Annotated in this window: 22 protein-coding genes; 6 read left to right on the top strand and 16 right to left on the bottom strand. The window is 72.5% G+C overall.

Annotated features, from left to right (window positions below):
- Positions 1-4 precede the first annotated feature (4 nt).
- Both AC3EVP_RS32630 and AC3EVP_RS32625 read left to right on the top strand, forming a co-directional pair.
- Positions 5-1258: a lactonase family protein gene (locus tag AC3EVP_RS32630; protein WP_435136231.1), complete on the top strand. Its 1254-nt coding sequence runs from the start codon at positions 5-7 to the stop codon at positions 1256-1258.
- A gap of 376 nt (positions 1259-1634) precedes the next feature.
- Entirely contained in the window at positions 1635-3581 is a 1947-nt protein-coding gene (locus tag AC3EVP_RS32625) for a hypothetical protein (RefSeq protein ID WP_435136228.1), read from the top strand.
- A gap of 84 nt (positions 3582-3665) precedes the next feature.
- Here the strand turns inward: AC3EVP_RS32625 and AC3EVP_RS32620 are convergent, their stop codons facing one another.
- The 3 genes from AC3EVP_RS32620 to AC3EVP_RS32610 are packed head-to-tail and all read right to left on the bottom strand — an operon-like array spanning position 3666 to position 6315.
- Positions 3666-4490: an ABC transporter ATP-binding protein gene (locus AC3EVP_RS32620; protein WP_335984100.1), complete on the bottom strand. Its 825-nt coding sequence runs from the start codon at positions 4488-4490 to the stop codon at positions 3666-3668.
- Positions 4478-5263 carry an ABC transporter permease gene (locus AC3EVP_RS32615; RefSeq protein ID WP_435136225.1) on the bottom strand — a complete coding sequence of 262 codons (786 nt, stop codon included), beginning with the start codon at positions 5261-5263 and terminating at the stop codon, positions 4478-4480. The genes AC3EVP_RS32620 and AC3EVP_RS32615 overlap by 13 nt, the downstream gene beginning before the upstream one ends.
- Complete coding sequence (locus tag AC3EVP_RS32610) at positions 5260-6315, bottom strand: ABC transporter substrate-binding protein (RefSeq protein WP_488179839.1); 1056 nt, start codon at positions 6313-6315, stop codon at positions 5260-5262. Before AC3EVP_RS32610 ends, AC3EVP_RS32615 begins: the two co-directional genes overlap by 4 nt.
- Before the next feature lie 292 nt (positions 6316-6607).
- Here AC3EVP_RS32610 and AC3EVP_RS32605 point away from each other — a divergent pair, with 292 nt between their 5' ends.
- Positions 6608-7639, top strand: a complete 1032-nt coding sequence (locus AC3EVP_RS32605; protein ID WP_435136219.1) for an ABC transporter substrate-binding protein — start codon at positions 6608-6610, stop codon at positions 7637-7639.
- A gap of 28 nt (positions 7640-7667) precedes the next feature.
- Here the strand turns inward: AC3EVP_RS32605 and AC3EVP_RS32600 are convergent, their stop codons facing one another.
- From AC3EVP_RS32600 to AC3EVP_RS32570, 7 genes are all read right to left on the bottom strand, one after another.
- Entirely contained in the window at positions 7668-8348 is a 681-nt protein-coding gene (locus tag AC3EVP_RS32600) for a hypothetical protein (protein WP_435136216.1), read from the bottom strand.
- A gap of 9 nt (positions 8349-8357) precedes the next feature.
- Positions 8358-9197, bottom strand: a complete 840-nt coding sequence (locus AC3EVP_RS32595) for a carbohydrate ABC transporter permease (protein ID WP_435136213.1) — start codon at positions 9195-9197, stop codon at positions 8358-8360.
- Complete coding sequence (locus AC3EVP_RS32590) at positions 9194-10159, bottom strand: carbohydrate ABC transporter permease (RefSeq protein WP_435136210.1); 966 nt, start codon at positions 10157-10159, stop codon at positions 9194-9196. The genes AC3EVP_RS32595 and AC3EVP_RS32590 overlap by 4 nt, the downstream gene beginning before the upstream one ends.
- Positions 10156-11487 (bottom strand): ABC transporter substrate-binding protein, encoded by a 1332-nt coding sequence (locus AC3EVP_RS32585; RefSeq protein WP_435136207.1) that lies wholly within the window; start codon positions 11485-11487, stop codon positions 10156-10158. Before AC3EVP_RS32585 ends, AC3EVP_RS32590 begins: the two co-directional genes overlap by 4 nt.
- 218 nt (positions 11488-11705) lie before the next feature.
- Positions 11706-12428 carry a cupin domain-containing protein gene (locus AC3EVP_RS32580; protein ID WP_435136204.1) on the bottom strand — a complete coding sequence of 241 codons (723 nt, stop codon included), beginning with the start codon at positions 12426-12428 and terminating at the stop codon, positions 11706-11708.
- On the bottom strand, positions 12425-13351 hold the full coding sequence (locus AC3EVP_RS32575) for a DUF6807 domain-containing protein (protein ID WP_435136201.1): 927 nt from the start codon (positions 13349-13351) through the stop codon (positions 12425-12427). The genes AC3EVP_RS32580 and AC3EVP_RS32575 overlap by 4 nt, the downstream gene beginning before the upstream one ends.
- Positions 13348-14514, bottom strand: a complete 1167-nt coding sequence (locus tag AC3EVP_RS32570) for a Gfo/Idh/MocA family protein (protein ID WP_435136198.1) — start codon at positions 14512-14514, stop codon at positions 13348-13350. Before AC3EVP_RS32570 ends, AC3EVP_RS32575 begins: the two co-directional genes overlap by 4 nt.
- A gap of 229 nt (positions 14515-14743) precedes the next feature.
- Between AC3EVP_RS32570 and AC3EVP_RS32565 the strand changes: the two genes are divergently transcribed.
- On the top strand, positions 14744-15787 hold the full coding sequence (locus tag AC3EVP_RS32565; protein WP_435136195.1) for a LacI family DNA-binding transcriptional regulator: 1044 nt from the start codon (positions 14744-14746) through the stop codon (positions 15785-15787).
- Positions 15788-15811: 24 nt separating this feature from the next.
- On the opposite strand, the gene AC3EVP_RS32560 is transcribed toward AC3EVP_RS32565, so the two are convergent.
- The 4 genes from AC3EVP_RS32560 to AC3EVP_RS32545 form a co-directional block, all read right to left on the bottom strand.
- Positions 15812-16711, bottom strand: a complete 900-nt coding sequence (locus tag AC3EVP_RS32560) for a substrate-binding domain-containing protein (RefSeq protein ID WP_435136192.1) — start codon at positions 16709-16711, stop codon at positions 15812-15814.
- Complete coding sequence (locus AC3EVP_RS32555; RefSeq protein WP_435136189.1) at positions 16704-17570, bottom strand: amidohydrolase family protein; 867 nt, start codon at positions 17568-17570, stop codon at positions 16704-16706. Before AC3EVP_RS32555 ends, AC3EVP_RS32560 begins: the two co-directional genes overlap by 8 nt.
- Before the next feature lie 53 nt (positions 17571-17623).
- The gene (gene ligK, locus AC3EVP_RS32550) at positions 17624-18307 is read right to left on the bottom strand and encodes a 4-carboxy-4-hydroxy-2-oxoadipate aldolase/oxaloacetate decarboxylase (protein WP_335984076.1); all 684 of its coding nucleotides are present in this window, start codon (positions 18305-18307) and stop codon (positions 17624-17626) included.
- An 88-nt stretch (positions 18308-18395) separates the two neighbouring features.
- Positions 18396-19421, bottom strand: a complete 1026-nt coding sequence (locus AC3EVP_RS32545) for an amidohydrolase family protein (protein WP_435136185.1) — start codon at positions 19419-19421, stop codon at positions 18396-18398.
- 187 nt (positions 19422-19608) lie between these two features.
- On the opposite strand from AC3EVP_RS32545, the gene AC3EVP_RS32540 reads away from it, so the two are divergent.
- Positions 19609-20268 (top strand): GntR family transcriptional regulator, encoded by a 660-nt coding sequence (locus tag AC3EVP_RS32540; RefSeq protein ID WP_335984109.1) that lies wholly within the window; start codon positions 19609-19611, stop codon positions 20266-20268.
- 182 nt (positions 20269-20450) lie between these two features.
- Positions 20451-21752, top strand: coding sequence for a cation:dicarboxylate symporter family transporter (locus AC3EVP_RS32535; RefSeq protein WP_435136182.1), 1302 nt, complete (start codon positions 20451-20453; stop codon positions 21750-21752).
- 118 nt (positions 21753-21870) lie between these two features.
- Here AC3EVP_RS32535 and AC3EVP_RS32530 read toward each other — a convergent pair whose 3' ends face one another.
- Positions 21871-22542 (bottom strand): GntR family transcriptional regulator, encoded by a 672-nt coding sequence (locus tag AC3EVP_RS32530; protein ID WP_335984070.1) that lies wholly within the window; start codon positions 22540-22542, stop codon positions 21871-21873.
- Positions 22543-22712: 170 nt separating this feature from the next.
- Positions 22713-23543 (bottom strand): AfsR/SARP family transcriptional regulator, encoded by an 831-nt coding sequence (locus tag AC3EVP_RS32525; RefSeq protein ID WP_435136179.1) that lies wholly within the window; start codon positions 23541-23543, stop codon positions 22713-22715.
- Positions 23544-23928: the final 385 nt, after the last annotated feature.

Raw genomic sequence — 23928 nt, 5'->3', positions numbered from 1 at the left:
CGACATGTTCGACTCCAGATCCGCCGCGACCGGGAACACCCCGGGCGGGCCGGCCGCCGGCCAGGACCGGCGCCCCTCGCGCAGACGGCTGCTGGGCTCGGTGGCCGCCGCCGCGGCCGTACCGCTGCTCGGCGCCGTGTCCACCGCGGCCGCCGCGGCCCCTGCGGCCGCCGCCCCCGCCTCCGCCGGCTCGCGCGCCGGCCGGCGGGAACTCGTCTACTTCAACACCTGGAAGGGCACCGAGATCTACGGTGCGTGGTTCGACCCGGGCACCGGCGCGCTGACCGCGCTCGGCCCGGTGGGCGAGGCCAACGCCGACTGGGCGGTCACCCACCCGTCGCTGCCGATCCTGTACGTGGCCACCATGGCCGTCGGCGGGGTCGTCGCCACCTTCCGGATCGACCCGGCGACCGGCGCCCTGACCCCGACCGGCGAGCTGTCCACCGGCGGCACCGGCCTGAACGGGGGCGGGGTGTCCTACATCGGCATCGACCAGCCCTCGAACACCCTGCTCGCCACGAACTTCGAGGACGGCTTCACCGCGGCGGTGCCGATCACCCCGAGCGGTGAGCTGGCCGCGGTCGCCTCGCGCGCGCAGGACACCGGCTCCGGCCCCAACCCCCGGCAGGCGGGCCCGCACCCGCACCACGCCGAGGTGGACCCGAGCGGCCGGTTCGTCCTGGTCCCGGACTTCGGCGCCGACCGCGTCTTCGTCCGCCCCTTCGACCGCCGCACCCGCGTGCTGTCCGAGGACGGCCCGGCCGGCTACGCCACCGCGCCCGGCTCCGGCCCGCGCCGGGTCGCCTTCCACCCCGCCGGCCGCACCGTCTACCTGCTCAGCGAGCTGAGTTCGGACCTCCAGGCCCTCCAGTGGACGCCCGCGACCGGCGAGCTGACGCACCGGCAGACCCTCGCGGTCGGCACCCCCGGCTTCACCGGCACCGCGAGCGCCTCCGACCTCGCGATCAGCGCCGACGGGCGGTTCGTGTACGCCGGCAACCGGGCCGAGAACTCCCTGGTCGTCCTCTCGGTCGACCCCCGCACCGACCTGCTCGGCGTGCTCCAGCGCATCCCCTGCGGGGGCACCACGCCGTGGGGCTTCACCCTGCACCCGAGCGGGCGGTGGCTGCTCGTCGCCAACGAGGCGAGCAGCAGCGTGAACGTCTTCGCGGTCGACCCGCGGTCCGGGCAGCTGACGGACACCGGCACCTCCCTGGCCGTGCCCAACCCGGACTCCGTCACCTTCTTCTGCGCCTGACCTGACGTCTGACGCCTCAGGGTGACGCCTGAGGCTGACGCCTGACGTCCGACGCAGCCGCCCGAGGCGCCCGCACCCTTCGAGTGCGGGCGCCCACCGGGGCGAACTGTCTCCCGCCGCGCGCTTCGTGCGCTTTCCCGTTCCCTTTTCTTTCCCCTCGCCTTTCCGTCCGCGTCCACCGCATTTTCCGCAAGGGCCGCGGGCGGCTTTCGCATGCCCGGACGCGGAAATGCCAGGGCTCCCACAATTGACGGCGGTATTTCCGACGGATTAATTGACGGTGGATCAGCCGCGGAGTAGCGTCCCGCACGTTCTCCGGGAAAGCGCGCGCCAACGGAAGAACTCGATCCCTCACACCACGGGAGTTGGAAGAGAAATGGCATCCGAGAAAAAGGGTATAGGACGTCGGGCGTTCCTGGTGGCCGGTGCGGCGACCGCAGGCGCCGCGCTGCTGCCCACCCCCTCCTTCGCCGTCTCCGCGGCGAGCAGCGGCAAGAAGGGGGTGATGCTGATGAACCGGATCGGCCCCTCGGCGTCGACCCTGTACACCGCGAACGCCGACGGCTCCAACGAGCGGAAGCTGCTGTCGGCCACCGACGCGAAGTTCGACCGGCACGCCAACTACTCCTTCGACGGCAAGACCGTCTACTTCACCTCCGAGCGCACCGGCGACGGCAACGCCAACATCTACGCGACCACCCTGGGCGGCTCCGGCCAGGGCACCGGCGTCACCTCCGTGGTCGGCGGCCCGGCCGTCTACGACAGCGCCACCCTCTCGCCGGACAAGCGCACCCTGGCCTTCTCCTCCACCCGGTCCGCCGACCACCTGTCGCAGATCTGGCTGATGGACACCAAGACCGGTGCGCTGACCAACCTCAGCGGTACCGCGGCGCTCGCCGGCGACCCCAGCAGCCCCGACGGCCACTTCCGCCCGGTCTGGTCGCCCGACGGGAAGTGGATCGCCTTCTCCTCCGACCGCAACACGCAGTGGATGGGGCACGACAACGGCACCGGCTGGGAGCACACCCAGGAGCTGAGCATCTACGTCATCAAGCCCGACGGCACCGGCTTCCGGCAGCTCGCCACGAAGCCCGGCTACTGCCTGGGCTCGCCCAAGTGGTCCCCGGACGGGCAGCGGATCGTCTACTACGAGATCACCGTCGAAGGCACCTGGCAGGCGCACCGCCCCGAGGACATCGGCGTGGTGGAGTCGCAGATCGTCTCGGTCGACTTCGCCACCGGCACCGACCGCGTCGAGCACACCTCCGGCCCGAACCTCAAGGTCTCCCCGCAGTACGTCACCAACACCGAGATCGGCTACCTGCTCAAGAACGGGCAGGACGAGGGCCTGGTCTACGTGAACGGCTCGATCCCGAACGTGAAGCGCGCCGGGGTGCGTTCGCCCTGCTGGTCCCCGGACGGCAAGTCGGTGATCTACGAGAAGCAGGACTTCACCAGCCGGACCCTGGACGCCCCGCTCTACAGCTGGGACGCGAACTGGGACTACCGCTTCTGCGACGTCTTCCCGATCCTGTCGTCGCAGAACCGGCTGGCGATCACCGAGAAGCAGACCGGCCCGGGCAAGTCCGACATCGCCACGCTCAACCCCGACGGCAGCGACCTGAAGGTGGTCTTCGACACGACCACCTCCGGCCTGGACCAGACGCTGGTCACCGAGGGCCTGGCCGGCGCCTTCCGGCCGGCCTGGTCCCCGGACGGCCAGTGGATCGCGTTCGGGCTGGGCGGCTGGTTCCAGGAGCGCGCGGTGATGACCGCGGCGATCTGGCGGGTGCGCAGCGACGGCACCGGCGCCCAGGCGCTCACCGACAACTCCACCAACTCCGGCTTCCCCAGCTACTCCGCCGACGGCACCAAGATCGTCTACCGGGTGTGGGGCGCGCAGAACGGCCTGCGCATCCTCGACCTCGCCAGCGGCACCACCACGGTGCTCACCACCGCGTCCGACAACCTGCCCGACTGGTCCCCGGACGGCAGCCGCATCCTCTTCACCCGCAAGACCGGCCCCACCAACTTCGACGTGTGCACCATCAAACCGGACGGCACCGGGCTGAGCGTCCTCACCAGCAGCGGTGCCAACGACGGCCACGCCGTGTGGCACCCCGACGGCCGCATCCTCTACAACACCGGCATGTACGGCTTCCGCGAGGAGGCCGCGCTCTACGACGACACCTTCCAGCCCTACGGCATGATCATGGCGATGAACGCCGACGGCTCGGGCAAGACGATGCTCACCGACAGCCAGTGGGAGGACTCGATGCCGCTCTACCTGCCCCAGGCGGCTCTCACCGGGACCGCCGGCTGACGCGGTGCCGCTGACCGCCGATGGGCTGCCGCCCCTTCCCCGAAACCGGGGGAGGGGCGGCAGCCCGCGGGTGCGAGAGGCACGTCAGCGGTCGGTGCCGGGCGCCTTCTGCGCCCGGACCACCTCCCAGATCTCCTCTTCGAGGTCGCGGTGCTCACGGCTGTGCTTGAGCTCCAGCGGCCGCGGCCGGGCGAACGGAATCCGCCACTGCGCCACCACCCGGGCCGGGCGCGCACTGAAGGCGACGACCCGGTCCGCGAGGTAGACGGCCTCGTCGATCTGGTGGGTGACGAAGACGGCCGTCTTCTTGCGGGCGTCCCAGATCTTCAGCAGCTCCGCCTGCATGCTCTCGCGGGTCTGCGCGTCCAGCCCGGAGAACGGCTCGTCCAGCAGCAGGATGCCGGGATCGGCGGCCAGCGCGCGGGCGATGTTGACGCGCTGCTTCATGCCGCCGGACAGCTGGTCGGGGTAGAAGCGCTCGAACCCCTTGAGCCCGGTCAGCGCGAGCAGTTCGGCCGCGACCGCCAGCCGCTCCTTCTTGCCGCGCCCGGCGAGCTCCAGCCCGTAGGCAACGTTGTCGATGACCGGGCGCCAGGGCAGCAGGCAGGCGTCCTGGAACACCACGGCCCGGTCCGGGCCGGGGCGGTCGACGGGCGTGCCGTCCACCGAGATCCGCCCGCCGGTCAGCGGGACCAGCCCGTCCAGCGCCATCAGGAAGGTGCTCTTGCCCGAGCCGCTGGGCCCGACGATCGCCACGAACTCGCCGTCGGCGACGTCGAGGTCGATCCCGTCGACGGCCACCACCCCGCCGGTGCGGGCCTGGTAGGTGACCTGCGCGCCGGCCACCTGGAGCTTCGGCCGGTCCGGCGCGGCGGCGGTCCGCCGCTCCGCCCGGCTCACCGCTGCCACCGCTGCATCCGGCGCTCCAGCAGCGCCGCGAGCTGGGTCAGCGCGATGCCGAGGAAGGTGATGACGGCGACGGTGGCGTACATGACCGGCATGTTGAAGGAGTTGCTGGCCGAGATGAGGACGTTGCCGATGCCCGCCTTCGACGCGAAGATCTCGCCGACCACCACACCGATCATGGCCCGCCCGATGGAGATGCGCAGGCCCGTCATGAAGAACGGCACCAGGGTCGGCAGCACCACGGTCCTGATCACCTGGAGGTCGCTCGCGCCGAAGCTGCGCGCCAGCCGCCGCAGTTGCCAGTCCACGTTGCCGACGCCGGCCGCGGTGTTCATCAGGATGACGGTGGTGCAGCTGAGCACCACGACCACGATCTTCGGGGTCATGCCGATGCCGAAGATCAGGATCAGCACGGGGACGACGGCGACCTGCGGCATCGAGTTGATGCCGACGACCAGCGGTTTGAGGAACTCGTCGGCCGCCTTGTACCAGCCGGTGAGCAGCCCGAGCAGCGCGCCGAGCAGCACCGAGACGCCCAGCCCGATCGCGAACTCCTCGCCGGAGACCCGCAGGTTGGACCAGATCTGACCGTCGGAGAAGAGCGTGCCGAGCGCGTGCACGACCTTCGACGGGCCGGGCAGGAAGAGCGGTTTGACCCAGTGCCCGGTCACCGCCAGCTGCCACAGGGCGACCAGCAGCAGCAGACACAGCGCCCCCAGCAGCAGCGGGCGCAGCGCGGACCGGTACTCCTTCGCCGTCCGGCGCGGCCCGGTCACGGCCGGGTCCCGGTGAGCGCGGTGTCCACGACGTCGGCGCTGGTCAGCCCCTTGGCGTCGGGGATCACCTGGGCGGTGGCGCTGATCGCCTTGGTGATGCCGTCGGTGTCCACGGCCCAGGTCGAGGACCAGGTCCACTTGCCGGCCCGTGCGGGGTCGGTGTTGACGGTGAGGGTCTCCTCGCAGCTGGCGGCGGTCGCGCCGCTGCCCTTCTGGCAGTCGGCCACCGCGGCCTTGCGGTTTGCCGGCTGAGCGGCCCACTTGGCGGCGGTGACCAGGACGGACACCATCTTCTTCAGCGCCGCCGGGCGGGACTTCAAGGACGCGTCGGACGCCCAGAACGTCACGTTGGGCACCTGCACGGCGCTGTCCTCGGCCTTGAGCAGGACCGTGCCGACCTGCTGCTCCACCGAGCGCTGGGTGTTGAGCTCCGCGGTGGCCTTGACGGTGCCGCCGGAGATGGCGCCGAAGCGCTGGGCGAGGGTGCCGGCGGTGACGAAGGTGACGTCGTGGGGGTTCACGCCGTAGTGGGACAGCACCGCCATCAGGTAGATCTCGTCGGCGGAGTTGCCGCCCGAGACCCCGATCGTCTTGCCCTTGAGCTGGGAGAGGGAGGTGATGTCCTTCGCGGCGAGCACGTCGTACTGGGCGCCGGCGGCCTGCGCGAAGATCTTGCCGGAGATGGCCTTCTTGGCGATGTCGCCGATGAAGTTGGTGGGGCCGCCGGAGGCGACGTCGACGGCGCCGGTGGCGAGCGCCGCGACCGAGGAGGAGCCGCCGCCGGTGAACTTCTCGACCGACACGTCCAGTCCGGCCTTCTTGAAGAACCCCTCGTAGACGGCCGCGTAGAACGGGGTGAGGGTCGTGGTGGGGCTCAGGTCGCCGAAGGTGATCCGTCCTTCGGACGTGCCCGACGACGATTCGGAGGTGCCCGAAGCGCCGCAGGCGGTGAGGGTGAGTGCGGCGGTCACGGTGACGGTCACGGTCAGGAGCAGGGGCAGACGTCGTGCGCGTGTGCGGTGGAGATGGTCGGACATTCCGCGTGATCTCATGGGGGTGATCCCTTCTCCGCGTGCGATGGAGGTGGAGCGACCTCGAAGTCCGTCGACGGGATGGGGCGTGGGCGTCGGTCCATCAACGGGTCGGCCAGGCCCGGATTGTGCGACCAGACGCACCGCAGCGCCCTAGCGAACGTAGCACTGGGGAAACAACTTGACAATATTGTCGGACAATTGGCTGGGCCTGGTCTTGCGTCCTGATGTCTTGTGGGGGTCGGAGGTTGCTGTTACGGTCGCTCGCACCTTGTCGGACAATCCACGACGGCGACCAGGGAGAGCGGATCTGATGCGACCTCAACTTCGCGGGCGACGGGCCGCGGCGGCACTGGCCGCCGCCGGCGCACTGCTGCTGACCGCGTGCGGCGGGGGCTCCTCGGCCGGTTCGGGCGGCTCCTCCGGCGCCACCGTCACCATCGGCGTCAGCGGGAACATCCTGGACACCCCGATCGAGGTCGCCGACGGCCAGGGGTACTTCGCCGCGCAGGGCCTGAAGGTCGAATACGTGACGCTGAACGCCTCCACGGGGGCGTCCGCGCTCCAGTCGGGCTCGGTGCAGTTCCTCAACGACAGCCCCAACGGCTTCCTGGCCGCGCTCGGCAAGAACGTCCCCGAGACCGCGATCGGCACCGACGCCGGCGGCTATCCGCTCGGCCTGATCGTCAGCACCAAGTTCGCCAAGGCTCACCACCTGACCGCTTCGACGCCCGCGGCGCAGGTCGCCAAGGCGCTCGACGGCTCCACCGGGGGATCGAGTTCGGCCAACACCAAGGGCGAGGCGAGCATCTTCCTCAAGGGCTACGGCGTGGACCCCGGCAAGGTGAAGTGGGTGTCGCTGCCCAGCCCGGTGGCCGACAAGGCGGCGCTGAAGAGCAACCAGATCGACTGGTTCGCCACCTCCGAGCCGACCCCGCTGGAGATCCAGGACTCCGGGGACGGCGTGGTGGTCGCCGACCCGGTGAAGGTCCCGGCGTGGTCGCAGAAGGAGGCCGGCTACGGCCAGTTCGTGGTGGCCCGCAGCAACTACCTCTCCCAGCATGCCGACACCGCCAGGAAGGTCGCCGCCGCCGTCCAGCAGGCCACCGCCTACATGCACGCGCACCTGGAGTCGGCCGCGGTGCAGGCGGCGGCGCGCAAGGCGGTGCCGGGCGTGGCCGCGGACGTGGTCGCCGCGAGCCTGCGCCAGGTGGCCTGGCCGACCAGCGACGCGATGGACGCCCAGGGCTGGGCCACGACGCTGGGCTTCGTCAACTCCCTGGTCACCCTGGACAAGAAGGCCGCGGTCACCGACAGCCAGTGGACCAACGAGTACCTCCCCTGAACGCCGGGCGGCCCGCCCGCCGCCCCCGTCAGCGGCCCGTCCTGGACACCGCCGGCGGGCGGTGGCGGACGTCCACGGCGGTCGCGGCCAGGGCGAGCGGGCCGGGCAGCAGCGGCAGCAGGACCGGCATCGCCCACACCAGGACCGCCGCGAGCACCGCGGCGGCGGCCAGCAGCGCGGTGCCGCGCGGGTCGGCCAGCGAACGGGCCAGCGCCTGACGGCCGCAGAGCCGGTGCGGCCCGTCCAGGGCGACCGCGCGCAGGCCGACCGCGGCGGCGCCGACCGCGAGCAGCAGCAGGACCGGCGCCATCAGGCCCGCCCCGGGCAGCCCGGCGCGCAGCAGCCGCTCGTCGAGCAGCAGCAGGACCGCGAACGCCGGCGGTAGCAGGCCCTTGGCGAGCGCGGAAGGGGTCAGCCGCTCCCGCAGGCCGGCCAGCAGGTCGCCCGCCTTGACCTGCACTCCGGTCGCCGCGCTGCGGCGCAGCGCGGCACTGGCCGCCGACAGCGCCGCCGGGGCGGTGACCACCGGCAGGCAGGCCACCGCGGTGACCACCCCCACCAGCAGCATGTCGGCGAAGAGGGTGAAGCCGGCGCCGAACACCTCGCCCGGTTCGCGGTGCGCCCGTCGGGAGACGGCCGCGGGTGTGGTGGCGCGTGTGGTGGCGGAAGCGGTCGCGGATGCGGTTGCGGATGCGGATGTGCGGGTCAACGCTCCTCCTCAGCCCTTGAGTCCGGATGTGGCCATGCCCTGCACCAGGTAGCGCTGGAAGACGAAGAAGAACAGCACGATCGGCAGCACCGAGATCACCGACATCGCGAACATCGGCCCGTAGGCGGAGGTGCTCGACTGGTCGACGAAGTTCCGCAGCGCGAGGGTGATCGTGGCCTTCTGCGGCGAGAACAGGTAGATCATCTGCGCGAAGAAGTCGTTCCAGGACCAGATGAACGAGAAGATCGCGGTGGTGATCAGCGCCGGCCGGCTCAGCGGCAGGATGATGTGGAAGAACGACCGGAACGGGCCGCAGCCGTCGATCCGCGCGGCCTCCTCCAGGTCCCGGGGCAGGTTCCGCATGAACTGCACGATGAGGAAGACGAAGAACGCCTCCACCGCGAGGAACTTCGGCAGCACCAGCGGCCAGTAGGTGTTCGTCATGCCGAGCTTGTTGAAGATGATGTACTGCGGGATCAGCACCACGTGCTGCGGCAGCATCAAGGTCGCCACGGTGAAGGCGAACATCGGGCCGCGCATCCGGAACCGCAGCCGGGCGAAGGCGTAGGCGGCCAGCGAGCAGGAGACCACGTTGCCGACCACCGCGCCCAGGCTGATCAGCAGGCTGTTGCCGAGCAGCCGCGGCACCGACACGCCCGAGACGCCGTCCAGCGCGGTGCTGTAGTTGCTCCACTCGAAGTGGTGCGGCCACAGGTCGACGCTGGTCACCACCTCGTCGGCGGGCTTCACCGAGGTCACCAGCAGCCACAGCAGCGGGTAGAGCAGGGCGATCAGCGCGAGCAGGGCCACCACGTGGGGCAGCCGGCGTTGCAGGGTCTGGTTCATCATTCCGCCTCGTCCGCGTAGAACACCCAGGACCGGGAGACCTTGAACATCACCGCGGTGACCGCCGCGATGGCGAGCAGCATCAGCCAGGCCATGGCCGAGGCGTAGCCCATGTGCGAGGCGGTGAACCCGCGCTCGTAGAGGTAGAGCGTGTAGAAGAGGGTGGAGTCGGCCGGGCCGCCGTTGCCGCCGCTGACCACGAAGGCGGGCGTGAAGACCTGGAAGGACTGGATCATCTCCAGCACCAGGTTGAAGAAGACCACCGGCGAGAGCATCGGCACCGTGATGGCGGCGAACTGCCGCCAGGGGCCCGCCCCGTCGAGCGCGGCCGCCTCGTACAGCTCCGGCGAGATCTGCTGGAGGCCGGCGAGGAAGATGACCATGGGGGCGCCGAACTGCCAGATGGTCAGCAGCACCACCACGTAGGTGGCCAGGTGCGGGTTGCCGACCCAGCCGCCGATGTGGATGCCGAAGGTGCCCAGCACCTTGTCCACGGTGCCGCCGTCGTTGAACAGCGCCCGGAAGACCAGGGCGATCGACATGCTCGCGCCCAGCAGCGAGGGGGCGTAGAACGCCGACCGGTAGAAGCCGCGGCCGCGGCTGAGCCGCCTGAGCAGCAGCGCCGCGCCGAGCGCCAGCGCCAGCTTCAGCGGCACCGCGATGACCACGTACTTCAGGGTGGTCAGCACCGACCGCCAGAAGCGCGGGTCGGAGGTGAGCATCTCGCGGTAGTTGCGCAGGCCCACCCAGTGCGGGGCGCTGAACATGTCGTAGCTGGTGAAGGAGAGGTACAGCGAGACCGCCATCGGCACCAGGGTGACCGCGAGGGCGCCGATCATCCACGGGGTGAGGAAGACGTACGCGGGCCAGCGCGCCTCGCGGCGGCGCGGTGTGCGGCCGGGCCGGGTGCTTCCCGCCGCGGTGCGCCCGGCGGGCTCGGGCAGTTCGATCGGCGCGACGGTCATGACTCCAGCTCCTGCTTCGCCTGGACGATCAGTTCGTGGGCCGCCTTCCGCGGCGAGGCGAGCCCGAACTCCACCCGCTGGTACTCGCGGGTGAAGGCGCTCTCGATCGCGACATCGCCCTTGGGGGGTGCGGACGGCGGCGGCTGCACGCCGTACTTCTCCATCTCCTCGTCGAACTGCCACACCTGCCGGTCGGGACCGGTCAGCTTGCGGTCGACCGCGGCGGCGATCTTCCGGTTGGGCGGCTGGGAGCGGGTGACGCCCAGGACGTCGCCGGCCCGCGGGTCGTTGAGGAGGAAGTCCATCAACTCGGCGGCCTCCTTCGGGTGCTTGGAGTGGGCGCCGATGCCGATGAGCATGGTGGGCTTGAAGTAGGAGCCGGCCCGGCCGCCGACGGTGGGGACCGGGGCGTAGCGGATGGTGTGCCCGCTGGGGCTGGTGAAGCCGGTGAAGGTGGCGTCCCAGGAGTAGTCCAGGGCGTCCAGGCCGCGGCTGAAGGCGCTGATGCCGGTCGCGTCGGCCTGCGCGCTGTCCTTTGACGACACCAGCGCCCCGGACTTCTGGAGCCGGTGGCAGAAGCTCCAGAAGGCGGCGAGGTCCTGCTCGGTGTAGCCGAGGGTGCTGGGGCCGGCGTACAGCTGCTTGCCGTGGCCGCGCAGCCAGTCCTCGAAGACGTCCTCGTTGCTGCCGCCGTCGTTGGCGCCCGCCGCGGTCCGCCCGTCGGGGGTCTTCAGCTTCATGGCGGTGATCTTCGCGGCGACCTGGGCCCAGTCCTCCCAGGTCCAGGAGGGTTGGGGTGCCGGGATGCCGGCCTGGGCGAAGACGGTGGCGTCGTAGACGTAGCCGGTGATGCCGCGGCCCATCGGCAGGGCGTACTGCCTGCCGTCGAGGTGGCCGGTGCGGACCAGCGAGGCGTCCATCTCGCCGGTGTCCAGGGTGCCGTCCTTGACGTACCGGTCCAGCGGGAGCAGCGCGCCGCCGCCCGCGAACTGGGAGATCTGGCGGTAGTCCAGCTGGGCCAGGTCGGGTATGCCGCCGCCCGCGGCCTGGGTGGACAGCCGCTGCTTGTAGGAGCCGAAGTCGGCGTTGGACATCTGGACGGTGACGCCGGGGTGCGCCTTCTCGAACAGCTTCACGGCCTGCTCGGTGCGGGCCTGCCGGTCGTCGTTGCCCCACCAGGAGAAGGTGAGGGTGATGTGGCCGCCGGCGTCGGAGGCGCCGCAGGAGGTGAGGCCGGCCAGGAGGACGGTGCTGAAGGCGGCGGCGAGTGCCGCGGTGGCCGCCCGGCGGCGGGGGAACCGGCGCCGGCCGCTTCGGGGCTCGGGCATGGTGGCCTTTCGGGACGGGGTGGGGTGATGGGGGACAGGTGCCGGGCGGCGCCGGGCGGGCAGGCGGTATCGCCCGCGGTCGATTCGGCGGGTGGCGTCGGGTGCGCGGGGGTGAGGGGTGGGTGCGGGCGTACGGTCGGTGCGGCTCGCGGTGGGGTCCGGCGCTCGGGTCGGCGGGTGTTGAGGGGTGGTGGGGCGGGGCCGTACGGGCGGGGCGGCTACGCGCCGTGGTAGACGTCGAGCCGGCCGCACATGCCGAACCGCCCGGTGGCGGTGGGGCCGGTGGCATGGGTGCGGGCCGCGGCCAGGTGGCCCGGGTCGCCCGCGGCCAGCGCCGCGAGCTGGTCGCGGGTGGCGGCGGCCGCGGCTGCGGCGCCCTCGCGCCAGCGGCGCTCCCAGTCGGCCAGCCGCGGCCGCACCAGCGCGGCCGCCGCTCGGTGGAAGGCGGCCAGCGGCTCGGGGTCGCCCGCGGCGACCGCCGTCCGCAACTCGGTGAAGCGGCGGGTGGCCAGGTCGCGGCGGGCGCGGGCCGCCTCCGCCTGCGCGGCCTCGCCCTCCCCGGCCGGCAGCCGGACCGCGGCCGCGTAGGTATCCGGGTCGGTGAGCAGGTGCGGCGGCAGCGTGAGGACCGCGTCGCCCGCCTCGGGCAGCCCGTCGTTCTGCATGACGACGGTGATCCGCAGCTCCCCGGTGTTGACCAGCCGGTGGATGGTGCCGGGGGTGAACCACACCACGGTGCCGGCGCGCAGCTCGGTCTCCTCGAAGCCGCCGGCGGTCAGCGTCTGCACGGCGCCCTCGCCGCCGGTGACGACGTATCCCTCGCTGCACGTCAGGTGCAGGTGCGGGGTGCCGCCGCCGGGGCGGCCGTCGACGGTCGGCCAGTCGTAGACGCTCAGCCGGGAGACGCCGACCGCCCCGGGGAACCCGTCGTAGCCGGTCACCACGGATGACGCTCCAGGTGTGCGATGACCGCGGCCCGGTCCCAGGCGCCGTCGGCGACATGGACGCGGTAGGCGCGGGCGAGGGTGTCGCCGGGGTCGAGCACCAGCTCCTGGTGGAAGGCGAAGGACGGGGCGACCGCGGCGAAGGGGTCGGTGCGGACGAACCAGTGCGCGGGGTGGACGCCCTTCGCGCCGGTGTGGTCGTTGCCCGGCGCGTGCTCGAAGACGAGGGTGGCGTGCCCGTCGCGGCCGTCGTGCTCGCCGCTGTAGGCGAGCCAGGGCGCCTGATGACCCATCAGGTCGCGCTCGGCGCTGTCGGCGTCCTCGGTGAAGGCGTGCCCGTCGCGGAAGGCCCGCGGGCCGCGCCAGAACAGCCCGGTGTAGCCGGCATCGGGGCGCCCGGCGGTGGTGGGGCTGCCGAACCGCAGCGGCTCGTCCCGCCGGTTGGTGACCGCGGAGGACCAGGTCAGGCTCCAGCTGCCGGCGTCGGCGTCGGCCCGCACCTCGATCCGGCGCTCCTCCCGCGCCCACAGCGAGCCGTCGTGCGGGTGCCAGCTCAGGCGCTCGGCGATCACCACGCCGTCCGGGCCGGCGGACACCTCGTCGAAGCCGGTGTGCGCCATCGAGCCGACCCGCTCCGGCAGCGCGAGGTAGCCCTCGCCGTGCACATAGGTGTTGCCGCCCCACAGGTTCTGGCCCGACAGGTGCGAGGCCGTCAGCTGGAGGCCCTTGTGCCAGCGGTGGTCGTTGGGGCGGTAGTCGGTGACGAGGCCGCCGGCGAGGGTGCGGATCGGGTGGAGGTAGGGCTTGGGCGCCTCCCAGGCGGCCTCCGGGCGGTAGACGTACGCGAACAGCTCGGTACCGGTGCCCTGGTGGGTGACGGTGATCCGGTCGTCGTGGACGTGGGTCAGCGAGAGCGTCATGCGGGCTGCTCCTCCTCGCGGGCGCCGACCGGGAGCCGGTCGGGGGCGCCGCCGTGCATGGCGGCGTAGAACGGGTCGCCGGGGCGGATCTGCCCGGCCCGGACGGTGCTGTCGGTGAAGGCGGACTTGTAGAGCGCGGCGGTGAACTCCACGACCCGGCGGCCGCCCCCGCCGCTGGTCGGGTGCGGGGTGCCGGCGCGGATGTCGGCCACCAGGGCGCGCAGTTGGGCCAGGTGGGAGCTCGGCTCGTCGGGGCCGAAGTCGTGCCAGGCCGCGGCGGTCCGCGCGGGGACGCCGGGGGCCGGGGTGATCCGCCAGTCGGCGTTGCGGTAACCGTACAGGTGGGTCAGCTCGATGGTGGCGAGCTCGCAGTCGATCCTGATCCGGCTGACCTCGTCGGGGCTGAGCACGCTGTTGACGACGGTGGCCACCGCGCCGCCGGCGAAGCGGACCTGCGCGGTGGAGACGTCCTCGGTCTGCACGTCGTGCACCAGCCGGGCGGCCATCGCGCGGATCTCCTGCCACGGCCCCATCAGGTCCAGCAGCAGGTCGGTCTGGTGGATGCCGTGGCCCATCGCCGGGCCGCCGCCCTCGGTGTCCCAGCGGCCGCGCCAGGGCACCGCGTAGTAGGCGGCGTCCCGGTACCAGGTGGTCTGGCAGTGCGCGACCAGCGGCCGGCCGAAGGCGCCCTCGTGCAGCAGCCGGCGCACATGGCGGGCCCCGGAGCCGAAGCGGTGCTGGAAGACGTAGGAGGCGGTGGGCGCGCCGGGCGCGGGGCCCGCGGCGGCCGCGACCGCGTCGTAGTCGGCGAGCGAGGGGCAGGGCGGCTTCTCGCACCACACATGGGCGCCGGCCCGCAGCGCGGCGATGGCCTGCTCCCGGTGCAGGGCCGGCGGGGTGCACAGCACCACCAGGTCCGGGCGCACCTGGTCGAGCATGGCGCCGACATCGGTGAAGGCGCCGGGTACGGCGAACTGCCCGGCGGCGGCGCGGGCCGCGTCCTCGGCGACGTCCACGACGGCGGCGACCTGCACCCCGCCCTCGTCCGCGAGCGCGGCGAGCGCGGGCAGGTGGGCGCCGCGGGCGATGGCTCCGGCGCCCACCACCGCGGTGCGCAGCGGGGTGGCCGGGAGGTGCGGGGGCAGCGGTTCGTGCGGGGACATACGGGCCCTCTCGTGCGGCTGGCGGTACGTCACGCAAGGCGCGAGGCGCAGCGGAACCCCGCAGCAGGGGCAGACCGACGGCTCCTTCGCCTCGCTGTTCCAACGTTGTAACCAGCATGCGTACGGGCGGTCAACCCTTAGGGCGCCGCCGGATCGCCCGTGTCGCCGAAGGGGAGCCGGTCTGCGGGGAACTGCCCTACAATGAGGCACCGCTCAGAAGGGGAGTTACGTGACGGCAGTGAGGCTCAAGGACGTCGCCGACCGGGCGGGCGTCTCCGTCAAGACGGTTTCCAACGTTGTACGCGGAATGTCGAAGGTGGCGCCCGCCACCCGGGAGCGCGTCATGGCCGCGGTGCAGGAGCTCGGCTACCGGCCCAACCCCTCGGCGGTGCGGCTGCGCACCGGCCGCAGCGGGCTGATCGCGCTGGCGGTGCCCTTCCTGGCCACCCCCTACTTCGCCGAACTCGCCCACCATGTACGGACCGAGGCGTCCCGGATCGGGCTGACGGTGCTCATCGAGGAGACCCTCGGCGACGCCCACGAGGAACTGCGGCTGGCCAGCGGGCTCGGCTCGGCCCTGCTGGACGGGGTGATCCTCTCCCCGCTGCGGGTGCCCTTCGACGAACTCGCCGCCACCACGGCCGGCTTCCCGCTGGTGCTGCTCGGCGAGCGCGAGGACGGCCGGGAGCAGCTCGCCACCGACCACGTCCTGATCGACAACGTGGCCGCCGCCCGCGAGGCCACCGCCCACCTCGCGTCCCTGGGCCGGACCCGGTTCGCGGCCGTCGGCGTGGACCGGCAGCACTCCGCGACCAGCCGCCAGCGCCTGGAGGGCTTCCAACTCGCCCTGCACGAGGCCGGACTGCCCTTCGACCCGCGCCTGGCGCCGCCGGTCGAGGAGTTCGACCGGCGCAGCGGCCTGCACGCCGGCCGCACGCTCGCCGCGCTCCCGGCCGGCGGCCGCCCCGACGCGGTCTTCTGCTTCAACGACCTGCTGGCCGTCGGCGCGATCCGCGCCTTCCACGAGGCCGGGCTCGCGGTGCCCGGCGACATCGCGGTGGCCAGCGTCGACGGCACCGACGAGGGCCGGTACGCCATCCCCTCGCTGACGTCGGTGGTGCCCGACAAGGCGGCCATCGCGTCGCTGGCGGTCACCTCCCTCGCCGACCGGATCGGCGCGGCGACCCCGCCGCGCCACGCGGTCCATCTGGCCCCTTACCGCCTGGCGGTGGGGGAGTCCACGACCGGCGGGCGCACGCCGGTCGCGGACTGAATCCCCCGCTCGCCGCCGATCCGGTCAGGCGGCGAGCAGGTCGCGGGCCGGGCCGAAGACCTCCTCGGCGGTCAGCGGCCGGGGCAGCAGCCCCTGCGCCAGGCACGCGGCGGCGATCTCCTCGATCGGGCCGCTCAGCCGGTCCGCTCCCGACCTCGTCAGGCGCGGCGCGTCCGGCTGCCGGTCGGCGGCCTGCCGCGCGGCGGTCTCCTCGGCGCGGCACAGCAGCGCGTACGCGCCACGGACCGCGTCCGGCTGCCGCGCCAGGACCTCGGTGGAGACGGCCACCAGGTGGTTGACCGGCGCGTACCCGTGGGCGTCGTACCAGGCGCGGTCGCGCTGCGCGGCGCGGTCGAAGACGGGCACGAACTCGTCGCCGCCGGGCAGGTCGTTGCCGAGGACGGCCGCGTCCACCGCGCCCGAGCGCAGCGCCTCGACGAGGCTGCCGGACAGCGAGCGGTCCACGAACGGCGGGTCGGCGTACTCCGGGACGTGCGCCTCGTCCTGGGTGACCCACTGCGACTGGTCGGCCGCCAGCCCGAAGTCCTCCGCGAGGTGGCTGCGCACCCACATCCCGGTGGTCTGGGTGTAGGCGCGCACCCCGATCCGGCGGCCGCGCAGCTGCGCCGGGTCGGTGACCGGCCGCGACCGGTGCGCGATCAGGCACTTGCGCTGGAAGCGCGCGGCGACCACCACCGGCAGCACCGCGACCGGGTGGCCGTGCGCGATCGCCTGGAGCGCGGTGACGACGGCCAGTTCGCTCACGTCGTAGCGCTGCTCGCGCACCATCGGCGCGAACGCCTTGTGGATCGGTGCGACGTCGGCGAAGTCCAGCCGCACGCGCGGGTCGGTGAGGGTGCCGCCGCGCAGCAGGGTGCCGACGGGGTGGGTGTCCAGCGCGATGCTCAGGCGGGTCTCAGGCACGGTCGGCCTCCGCGCGGCGCGCACCCCAGTAGAAGGTGTCCGCGGTGCCGCCGAAGACCGCCGCCGCGTCGGCGGCCGACAGGCCGCTCAGCGCCGACCGGGCCTCGGCCAGCAGGTCGGCGAGCTTGCCGTCGGCGGCGGGGAAGTTGGAGCCCCACATCAGCCGCGCGGAGCCGTACGCCGACAGCAGCGCGGCCAGGAAGTCCGGCACCGTGGAGGCGCCCTTCGCGGCGGCGCCGAGCGCGCGGTGGGTGAGCTTCAGGTGCACGCCCGGGAAGTGCGCCAGCGTGAAGAGCGCCGCGGCCTTCCGGTAGGGCGCCCCGTCGGACAGGTCGGGGCGCGCGCAGTGGTCGAGGAGCACCCGGGTGCGCGGGAAGCGCTCGAGGGCGCCGCGCAGCGCCGGGATGCCGTCGGTCGTCATCTGGAGGCAGATCGGGATGTCGTGCGCCTCGGCGTACTCCCACGCGGGGAAGGTGTCGGGGTGGCCGAGCCAGTCGGCCTGGCCGGGCATGGTGGTGCCGGTGGTGAACAGCCGGAAGCCCGACAGCCCGCGGGAGTGCCAGTGCGCGATCCGCTCCACCGCGTCGGGCGCCATCGCGTCCAGCGAGTGGACGCCGACCAGCCGGTCCGGGTGCGCGGCGACGGAGTCGGCCAGGTAGCGGTTGTCGTGGCCGTAGACGGTGGACGCCTGGACGACCACGGCCCGGTCGATGCCGGCGGTGTCCAGGGCGGCGATCAGGCCCTCGAGGTCGACCGGGTGCTCCTGCGACCAGGTGGAGCGGCGGCCGCCGATCGGGTCGGCGGGGTAGCGCGCGGCGTCGGTCGAGATGACGTGGGTGTGGCTGTCGATCACCAGCATGAGCGGTGTCGGTTCCTTTCGGTTGGCACGGTCGGCTCGGTCGGCCGGTCCGTTCAGTCGACGTAGCGCAGGCCGCGGTCCCGCAGCGTCTCGCGCATCCGGTAGATGTCCAGGCCGAGTTCGCCCGCGGCGAGCCGGCCGCGCTTGACCTCCTCGGCGGCTTCGCGGGCCTCGCCCGCCTCGGCGGTCGCGGTGGCCCGCGCGGCCGGTACGACCACCACGCCGTCGGCGTCCGCGAGCACCACGTCGCCCGGGGTGACCAGGGTGTTCGCGCACACCACCGGCACGTTGACCGAGCCGAGGGTGGCCTTCACGGTGCCCTTGGCGTGGATCGCGGTGCTGAAGACGGGGAAGTCCATCCGCTCCAGGTCGGCGACGTCGCGGCAGCCGCCGTCGATCACCAGGCCGCGCGCGCCGCGGGCCCGCAGCGAGGTGGCCAGCAGTTCGCCGAAGAAGCCGTCGCGGCTCTCGGAGGTGCAGGCGGCGACCACCACGTCACCGGGCCGGACCTGCTCGGCGGCGACGTGCAGCATCCAGTTGTCGCCGGGCTGGAGCAGCACGGTCACCGCGGTGCCGCACAGCCGGGCGCCGGGGTAGACCGGGCGGATCGCCGGGTGCATCAGGCCGAGCCGGCCCATCGCCTCGTGCACGGTCGCCACGCCCAGCGCGGACAGCCGCGCCACGGCGGCGGGGTCGGCCCGCTCGATGGTCGTGTGGACGACGCCGAGTTCCTGCATGGTGGGTTCCTCTCGGTGGATGCCGCTCGGACGTGCTGCGGTGCGGGGTATGTGGTGCGGGCGCGGGTGCGCTGCGCGGGGGCGCGGCTCAGCGGCCGGCCGCGCGCAGCCGCGCGTCGAGCCGGGGGTAGACCCGGCGGGCGTTGCCCTCGGTGATCGCCGCGAGGTTCGCGGGCGCCAGGCCCGCCTGCTCGACGTAGCGGCGGGTGTCGTCGAAGTGGTGCCCGGTGTCCGGGTCGACGCCGCGGACCGCGCCGATCATCTCCGAGGCGAAGAGCACGTTGGCGGGCGGGAGCACCTTCAGCAGCAGGTCGATGCCGGGCTGGTGGTACACGCAGGTGTCGAAGAAGACGTTGCCCAGCAGGTGCTGCGCCGGCTCCGGCCTGCCGAGCGCCTGCGCCAGACCGCGGAAGCGCCCCCAGTGGTAGGGCACCGAGCCGCCGCCGTGCGGGATGACCAGCCGCAGCGTGGGGAAGTCGGCGAACAGGTCGCCTTGCAGCAGCTGCATGAAGGCGGTGGTGTCGGCGTTGAGGTAGTGCGCGCCGGTGGTGTGGAACGCGGGGTTGTCGCTGGTGCTCACATGCACCATCACCGGCACGTCGAGTTCGGTGATCTTCTCGTAGAGCGGGTACCAGGAGCGGTCGGTGAGCGGCGGCGCGCTCCAGTGGCCGCCGGAGGGGTCGGGGTTGAGGTTGACCGCGACGGCGCCCAGCTCCTCGACCGCGCGGACCAGCTCCGGTATGCAGGTGGCCGGGTCGACCCCGGGGGACTGCGGCAGCATCGCGGCCGGCGCGAACCGGTCCGGGAACAGCTCGCCGACGCGGGCGCACAGGTCGTTGCAGCACCGCGCCCACGCCGCCGAGGTGGCGAAGTCGCCGACGTGGTGGGCCATGAAGGACGCGCGCGGGGAGAAGACGGTCACGTCGATACCGCGCTCGTCCATCTGCCGCAGCTGGTTGGCCTCGATGGACGCCCGGATCTCGTCGTCGCCGATCCGCAGGTCCGCGGGCCGGGGCGGTTCGCCGTCGCCCGCCAGCGCCTGGACCTGGCGGTCGCGCCAGTCGCCCAGCGCCGCGGGCGCGGTCGTGTAGTGGCCGTGGCAGTCGATGATCAACGCGGTTCTCCTCGCGGTCGGGGTGGCCGGGCGGGGGCCAGAAGGCCCTGCGCCCGGGCGCGCTGCGCTCCGCATAGTAGTCGTCAATCATATTGCTGACAATATTGCCGATGGTAAGGTTACCGGCCGAATGAGCGGGTGCGGGGGAGCCAGGGAGAGGAGTCCGGTCCAGGTGACCAGTACACGTATGAAGGGCGCGGCCGGGCGGCTGCACGTCAGTGCGCAGATCCGGCGCGCGCTGTGGGTCGGCGACCTCGTGCCGGGGCAGCGGCTGGTGGAGCAGGACCTCGCCGACCGGATGGGGGTGACGCGCAGCTCGGTCCGCGAGGCGCTGCTCGACCTCGCCTCCGACGACCTGGTGGAGCTGGTGCCCAACCGTGGCGCCCGGATCAGGGTGGTCTCGGTGGAGGAGGCGGTCCAGATCACCGAGTGCCGCTCCGCGCTGGAGCGGCTGTGCGCGCGCAAGGCGGCCGAGCACGCCGACGAGCAGCAGCGCGCCGCGCTGGCCGAGGTCGGCGAGCGGCTGCGCGCGGCGGTCGCCGAGGGCGCCTTCGAGGACTACTCGGCGCTCAACCGGCGCCTGCACGACCTGGTCATCGAGTTCAGCGGCCAGGCTGTCGCCCGGCGCCAGCTGGAGCGGCTGAACACGCAGATGGTGCGCTTCCAGTTCCGCCTGGCCATGCGGCCCGGCCGCCCGCAGGAGTCGCTGCCGCAGCTGCTGGCCATCGTGGACGCCGTCCTGGCCGGCGACCCGGACGCGGCCGACGCGGCGGCGGAGGCCCAACTCGCGGGCGTGATCGAGCAGTTGCGGGCGAGCGAGCCGCCGACCGGGCTGAACGGCTGGTAGCGGCGCAGGTCGTGGCGCCGCGCGGCCGGCGCGGAATTGCGGGCGCTTCGGGCGACCATATCTTCGGCAAGATTATTGACAATCTGATCGACGTGGGATTCAGTCGGGACGTCAACGGGTCCGCCGAGGCGCACGGACGAGACCCGGCCACCCGGCCTTCAACGGAGAATCCGGATACCACGATGAGCGAGACCGCCACACTGGGAGCGCCGCCCGCGGCGCCCAAACCCCCTACCCCGTTCTACCGGGACCTGGCCGTCCAGGTCCTCGCAGGCGTCGCGCTGGGCGTCGTCGTGGGCAACTACGCCCCCGCGGTGGGGCGGCACACGCAGTTCCTCGGCGACATCTTCATCCACCTGATCCAGATGGTCGTCGGCCTGATCATCTTCTGCACGGTCACCCACGGCATCGCCGGCGTGCGCGACCTGGGGAAGGTCGGCCGGATAGCCGTCCGGGCCCTGGTGTACTTCGAGGTGATCACCACCGCCGCGCTGATCATCGGCCTGGTCGTGGTCAACGTGCTGCACCCCGGCTCCGGCGTGCACATCGACCTGTCGCACCAGGGCGGCACCGGCACGGCACCCGCCAAGTCCGAGGGCTTCGACGACTTCCTCGTCGGCCTGGTCCCCACCTCCGCGGTGCAGGCGTTCGCCCAGGGCGACATCCTCCAGGTGCTGGTCTTCTCCGTGCTGTTCGCCTGCGGCCTGGCCTCGCTGGGCGAGCGCAGCGCCCCGGTGCTGGAGCTGGTCGGCACCGTGCAGCGCACGCTGTTCTGGATCATCGGCAAGGTGATGCGGATCGCGCCGCTGGCCGCGTTCGGCGCGATCGGCTACACCGTCTCCAAGTACGGGCTGGGCACGCTCACCTCACTGGGCAAGCTGATCGGCGTCTTCTACCTGATCGTGCTGCTGTTCTTCCTGCTGGTGCTGTGGCCGGTCTCCCGGTACGCCGGTGTCAGCCTGCTGAAGGTGCTGCGCTACTTCCGCGCCGAACTGCTGCTGGTGCTGGGCACCAGCTCCTCGGAGAGCGTCTTCCCGCAGCTCACCTCGAAGCTGGAGCGGCTCGGCGTCGACGAGTCGGTGGTCGGCCTGGTGCTGCCCACCGCCTACAGCTTCAACCACGACGGCACCTGCCTGTACTTCGCCTCGGTGAGCGTCTTCCTCGCCCAGGCCACCGGCACCGACCTGGGCTGGCAGGCCCAACTCGGCCTGCTGCTGATCCTGCTGCTCACCTCCAAGGGCGGCGCGGGGGTCTCCGGCTCGGCGATCGCCGTCCTGGCGCTGACACTCAGCTCCACCCACAAGATCCCGGTGGACAGCATCGCGCTGGTGCTGGGCATCCACAGCATCCTGTCGGCGGCCTTCGTCTTCACCAACATCGCGGGCAACTGCGTGGCCACGCTGGTGGTCGGCAAGTGGGAGAACGCCATCGACCGGGTCCGGCTGAACGCCGAGCTCGACGCCGGGTTCACCACCGCCGCGTGACACCGCCGCACGTCACTTCCGCGTGACACCGCCCGGCGTCACCGCCGCGTGACCCTGCCGCGGGGCGCAGCCCTGGTGAACCGGCCGCGCGCCACCGCCCGCCCGGCCTGGCCGCGCCTCACAGCGCGCCCAGGCCGCTGTCGGCGGTGGCGCGCAACTGCGCCAGCACGCTGTCGAGATGGGCCCGCGTCGCCTTCTCCGCCGCGTCCGCGTCGCCGCCCGCGACGGCCTCGATGATCGCCAGGTGCTGCGGCAGCGACTGGGCGGGGCGGCCGGCGCGGGCAGCCAGCCGGAACTGGTGGCGCACCATCTGGCCGTTGAGCCGGTCGAGCAGCGACTCGGCCACCGTCTGGCCGCTCGCGGCCGCCACCAGGTCGTGCAGGCGGCGGTTGAGCGCGGAATACGTGTCCAGCGCCCCCTCGGCGACGGCCGCGCGCATGCGCTCCCCGATCTCCTCGAGCGCGCGCCGCTGGTCGTCGGTGGCGTGCACGGCCGCGCGCCGCGCGCACAGGACCTCCAGCGCCGAGCGGCACTCCGTGATCAGCACGGCGTCCTCCACCGACACCACGCGCACCCGCGCGCCCCGGTTGGGGACCAACTCCACCAGCCCCTCGGCGGCCAGCTCCTGGAGGGCCTCGCGGACCGAACTGCGGGTGACGCCGAAGCCGTCCGACAGCTCCTGCTCCACCAGCCGCTGGCCGGGCACCATGTCCCCGGCCGCGAGCGCCTGGCGGATGCCCTGCTGCACCGCGCTCCGCCCCGCCCGCCCCGACTTCCGGTCCTGCGCCACTGCGACCGCCTCGTTGAGTTCCGCTGTTCCCCGCCGGGAGAATACATCCGGCCCGCGGCACCGCCGTACGCGCCGCTCGGCGCCCGGCGCTCCGCCGAAGGCCGGTCCGGCGCCGGCCGGGAGCGCCTGCGGTGCGGCGGCTTTCCGCCGCGTGCGGCTTCTGCCGGCGGTCAGCTCGCGGGGTGGCAGGGCGTCAGTTGCTGGAGGAACAGCTTGGACTCCTGGTCGGCCTCCAGCGACGAGTCCCGGCGCAGAATTCCCTGCTGGACCGTCCGTATACGCGGCGACGGTTCCATTCCCAATTCGTCGCGCAGGTTCTGATGGAGCGTCTGGAAAGTCTCCAGCGCCTGGCCGGGGCGGCCCGAGCGGTACAGCGCCACCATCAAAAGGGAGTGGATATTCTCGTGCAGCGGGTGCTGGACCACCAGGCCGGAGAGTTCTCCGATGACCTCATGGTGCCGGCCCAGCCGCAGGTCGGCCTCAATGCGCTGCTCCAGGGTGCCCATGCGCTGTTCCTCCAGGGAGACGCGGTGGGCCAGCAGTTGCGGGCCGGTGCGCACGTCCACCAGCGCCGGTCCGCGCCAGCAGGCGAGCGCCTGGCGCAGGGCGGCCGAGGCCCGGCTGTTGTCCCCGGCGGCCAGCGCCCGGCGGCCGAGGGCGGCGTGCCGGGTGAAGTCGCTGGCGTCGTGGGCGCCCTCGCCCGCCGACAACTGGTATCCCCAACCGGTGTACGTCAGTACCTGCTGCGCCACCACCGCGCCGCTGACCCGTAACGCGGCCGCCAGCAGCCGGCGCAGCAGCACGATGTAGGTCTGCACCGTGGTGAGCGCGCTGGGCGGTGGAGCGCTTTCCCACAACTCGTCGACCAGCACGTCGACCGGGACCACGCGGTCGGCCCGGACCGCCAGGAGCGCCAGCAGCTGCCGGGGCTTCGGTGCGCTCGGCGCCGCGTCCTGGTCGTTGGCGCCGATGACCAGTGGCCCGAGAATCCCGATGTCCAATGCTTCCCCCACGAAAACGCGTGCGAATAGGGAGTGGATTTCGAGTATATCCGGTGCGTGAATGTAAATTGTCAGACGTTCGTGCGCAGAGCATACGTCAGGCCGTGTATCGCCTGTCAAGGGCGCCTGTCTTTGCGGGGTGATGGCGTGTTCTTGACTTTCTCTTGGCCGCGTTCCGGGCAGTGGTCCATGCTGACCGCTGCGGCCTTGGTGGCGGATGCCGGGTCGCTGGCTTTCTGCTGCCCCTGGTCCGTATTTGGGAAGAGCGCGCCCGTTGCAGTGATTTATACGCATCCCTGACGGTAATTGTGCTTCAGGGTTCCGTGGCCGTATTCCGGCGAAATCATTCGCAACGGTATACGAACATGTGAGGCCCTGGCCAGAG

The sequence above is a fragment of the Actinacidiphila sp. bgisy144 genome (genome assembly GCF_057708105.1).
Note: the sequence above shows the minus strand (reverse complement) of the source record. Positions and strands in the feature narration are given on the sequence as shown.

Excerpts from the sequence above, each read along its gene's own strand:
- AC3EVP_RS32630 (WP_435136231.1), top strand. The coding sequence starts at position 5 with ATGTTCGACTCCAGATCCGCCGCGACCGGGAACACCCCGGGCGGGCCG.
- AC3EVP_RS32625 (WP_435136228.1), top strand. The coding sequence starts at position 1,635 with ATGGCATCCGAGAAAAAGGGTATAGGACGTCGGGCGTTCCTGGTGGCC.
- AC3EVP_RS32610 (WP_488179839.1), bottom strand. The coding sequence starts at position 6,315 with ATGAGATCACGCGGAATGTCCGACCATCTCCACCGCACACGCGCACGA.
- AC3EVP_RS32605 (WP_435136219.1), top strand. The coding sequence starts at position 6,608 with ATGCGACCTCAACTTCGCGGGCGACGGGCCGCGGCGGCACTGGCCGCC.
- AC3EVP_RS32595 (WP_435136213.1), bottom strand. The coding sequence starts at position 9,197 with ATGATGAACCAGACCCTGCAACGCCGGCTGCCCCACGTGGTGGCCCTG.
- AC3EVP_RS32590 (WP_435136210.1), bottom strand. The coding sequence starts at position 10,159 with ATGACCGTCGCGCCGATCGAACTGCCCGAGCCCGCCGGGCGCACCGCG.
- AC3EVP_RS32585 (WP_435136207.1), bottom strand. The coding sequence starts at position 11,487 with ATGCCCGAGCCCCGAAGCGGCCGGCGCCGGTTCCCCCGCCGCCGGGCG.
- AC3EVP_RS32575 (WP_435136201.1), bottom strand. The coding sequence starts at position 13,351 with ATGACGCTCTCGCTGACCCACGTCCACGACGACCGGATCACCGTCACC.
- AC3EVP_RS32570 (WP_435136198.1), bottom strand. The coding sequence starts at position 14,514 with ATGTCCCCGCACGAACCGCTGCCCCCGCACCTCCCGGCCACCCCGCTG.
- AC3EVP_RS32555 (WP_435136189.1), bottom strand. The coding sequence starts at position 17,570 with ATGCTGGTGATCGACAGCCACACCCACGTCATCTCGACCGACGCCGCG.
- ligK (WP_335984076.1), bottom strand. The coding sequence starts at position 18,307 with ATGCAGGAACTCGGCGTCGTCCACACGACCATCGAGCGGGCCGACCCC.
- AC3EVP_RS32540 (WP_335984109.1), top strand. The coding sequence starts at position 19,609 with ATGAAGGGCGCGGCCGGGCGGCTGCACGTCAGTGCGCAGATCCGGCGC.
- AC3EVP_RS32535 (WP_435136182.1), top strand. The coding sequence starts at position 20,451 with ATGAGCGAGACCGCCACACTGGGAGCGCCGCCCGCGGCGCCCAAACCC.